At 47.7% G+C, this 3,206-nt stretch carries 2 protein-coding genes; both read left to right on the forward strand.

The window, feature by feature from the left end; genetic code table 11:
• Nucleotides 1-934: 934 nt before the first annotated feature.
• Entirely contained in the window at nt 935-2,539 is a 1,605-nt protein-coding gene (locus QZP87_RS07750) for a rhodanese-like domain-containing protein (protein WP_291322348.1), read from the forward strand.
• A 24-nt stretch (nt 2,540-2,563) separates the two neighbouring features.
• Entirely contained in the window at nt 2,564-2,938 is a 375-nt protein-coding gene (locus QZP87_RS07755; RefSeq protein ID WP_291322349.1) for a hypothetical protein, read from the forward strand.
• The last annotated feature ends 268 nt before the right edge of the window (nt 2,939-3,206 follow it).

Raw genomic sequence — 3,206 nt, forward strand, 5'->3', positions numbered from 1 at the left:
GTTTGAATCGATGGAAGTGCTATATAAGGCATTGCTATATGGATATAAGATACAAGCTCCAATAATTAATGATAGTTCATGATAGAACAGCAGCGATATTTTTCTTTAATTTTGTTAATCTAACCATACACACTTGAGGTTTAATACATAAGTTGCCCTATACAAATTTGAGGGTTAATGGATAGCTACGTTCAACATATCAAAATAATGGCATTTTTGCATACTTTTGATGCCAAAAAAACGATGCACTAAGCTCAATAACGAATCAACTCTCTTATTTTTGACAAAAAATACATTACGCAAAATCTGTTCCGGGAACTGCTGGCTTCCGGCCAGGACAAAAATGATTTTCTCTTCATCAATCTCTTAATCCTGTTAATCCTGTCAAAAAAGCTCTTTTCTTTATTGGGTTGCGGGCAAAGCCCGCGTTAGGCTTTTGTTCTTCAACAATTAACAATTAACTGATATCAATTTCTTGTTTTTTGTGACCCGGTTAAACCCAGCAAAGCTGGAACGTGAGGCGTTGTTTAATCACGCCATAAGCGTGACAGGCAGGGTTTCAGGAGTAAGCCACTAAGGCGTTGTGAAAAAAATTTGACTGTCCAGTTGTAATGAAATCATGGTTGAACTTTTAGCCCAGTACGGATAGAAAACATCTGTTTTCAGGCAACCATTCAGGGAGGCGCAGGATACCCCGGTAAGCACCATCCAGGATCCCTTTAATGGTAACGATATTTACCCAATTGAACCGAAGTATCTGTTCAGCGCGTTTAAGGAAAGCAGGGGACAGTCAACCCCCGCACTTATTTTTCAGTAATGATTTTCACATCAGCTAAAAATTAGTGCTGGGAGATCCAGTCCCCTTGCTACATGCAAAGCGCTGAACAGATACGAATCGCAAATGGTGCATGCTCACCTGCACAGGAGTTTGAATATGGAGAGAGTGCTTTTACTGGGTTATGGCTCTTTGGCATTCAAGGCGGCCCAGTTGATAAAGGAGTTAAAGCCGGAAGCGGACCTGCTTTGGATAGCCGAGTACAGCGAGGAAAAATATCCCCTGGAAGTGGTGGAGCTGTTGCTCGGCCTGGGCGATATTCCCGCCGGATGGCCCCGCACCAGGGCCAAGATCAAAACTGATTTTGAAAAAAGGACCCGTCTGCCTCATATCCAGCCAAAGCTGGTCAAAAAGGTCCGCTTCGACAAAAAATCCAGTGAGGTTTCTTTTCTGTCCAATTCCGGAAACATGAATTTTTATTATGACCAGGCCTTTGTCTTTCCCGGACCGGCCTTCAAGGCCCCTGAGCGTGCCCCTGAAGATGGGCTGTTGTGGCCACAAAGCTCCTGTGTGGAGCATCTGGTTTCCAACTGGAATCAGGTCGATGTTGTCCAGGTGGTTGGAGACGACCTGTCCGCGGTACAGGCCATGGCCAGCGGTAATAAGCCTGTAGAATGGTTGAGATCTGGTAATTTTTTTTCCAGACAGATACAATTTTTCCTGGATGAATATTTGATATCCAGGGGTGCAATTGTTTGCATGGATTCTGATCCCGGTCACAATATTCAAGGCGGTGCCGGTGATGGTCCCCGTAAAGCAGCAGTTTACTGCAGCACACCTGTGCTGGATCTGGAAAGACTGGCCTTGATGGGTATTGATGCCCCTGAACAGGACTCTCGCAACCAGGCTGTATTTATTCAGGATAATGTCTGCCTGATAGCCCCTTATGCTGCACAGAATTATTATCCGGGGGCAACACCTTTAGACAATGGTGTGGAAACAGCTTCCCAGGCTGTAAAAAGTCTTCTGGGAAAACACGCATTGATCTTTCCGGAACATGGTTCCCGGGTCTGGAACCTTGGCGGTCTGTATGCCGGTATCACCGGCATGAGCGTGCAGCAGGCTCTGGACAGGGGCTACAAACCGGAATGGGGCATTGTCAGCGGTCCTGAGCGCCCCCTTTCAAACCAGAGGCATGCAGCGCATCTCATTGTAGACACTGAATCCAGATGTATACTGGGTATGGAGGGTGCAGGCAATAATGTTCCGGCCTGGGTGGAAATGATAAGCCTGCTCATATCCAGACAGGGCAGCCTGGATGATCTTCTAAATCAGGAGCTCTTTTCATGTGAGTTCGGCCTGCATCCACTCAAAAGATGCGCCCGTATTGTCAAAAACAAGCTTGAATCCAACGTTCTGGGGATAAACCCAGACGAGCTAGAGCAGTCTTATGCACAGGGTGCCGAGTTTTTTGTCCTGGATGTTCGAAGCCCTGAAGAATTTAAAGACTCCAGGATCGCAGGGGCTGAAAACATACCCTTGCCGGAACTTAAGAAAAAGGTATTTCAGATACCCAGGTTTGTTCCTCTGGTTCTGTATTCAGGCTGTTCAGGCAGAGCTTACCAGGGGGCCAGGCTGTTGCGCTCCATGGGTGCCAGGCAGTTGTATGTCCTGGATGGGGGAATGCAGCTGTGGCCCCTTGCAAAGGAGTCAGAGCAAGCTCCAGGCCCGATTATGATTCAGTCCGGCTGCAGCACCTGCTGAAATTGAGACCACAATGGTTCTGAGATGGGCGAACTGACCAGTCTGCCAGGATACAATTGTTTTCATTACCGGTTTGGTCACTGCGCTTACCAGGAGCATCTCAATCCTGGATATCACGGCGATTGGCAATGCCTGGTTCTGGCATCCCTGGAAAAGAGCTATGATGGACTTATACACCGGGGTGATGCCTTCGGCCTCAGCTTTGAGCAGTTGGAGGCCATCTGGGAGAAAAGATTTCGAAAGGTGGACTCCTGGGCGGATTTATGCAGCACATACCTGCCCAGCGATCCTGAGGACGATCGCTGCAAATGCCTATACGGCAACGCTTGTGTTCTCTTGATGCCGGAGTGCCATGGTGTCTGCAGTGTGTTTAATCCCCGCATGCAAAAAAAATATTGAGAGTTGAGAAGCTTTTGCCTATAACCATACCAGGCGGGCAGTCCGAGATTGATGGTTAGGCGCTTACTCTTGAAACCCTAGTAAGTCACTAGGCTTTTTCCGCGACTCTGCACGGAAAAAGAGGCCCCTTCGGGGCATCATCCGGTCAACCCTTGCAGGACGCGTTGAGCACGGGGACTGGCTCTCCCGGCACTTATTTTTCTAATCTGTTTCTTGTTCAATAAAAAATAAGTGCCGGGGTGCCTGTCCCCACTAGACATACAAGCAA

The organism is Desulfonatronospira sp., assembly GCA_003563255.1.
GTDB lineage: Bacteria > Desulfobacterota > Desulfovibrionia > Desulfovibrionales > Desulfonatronovibrionaceae > Desulfonatronospira.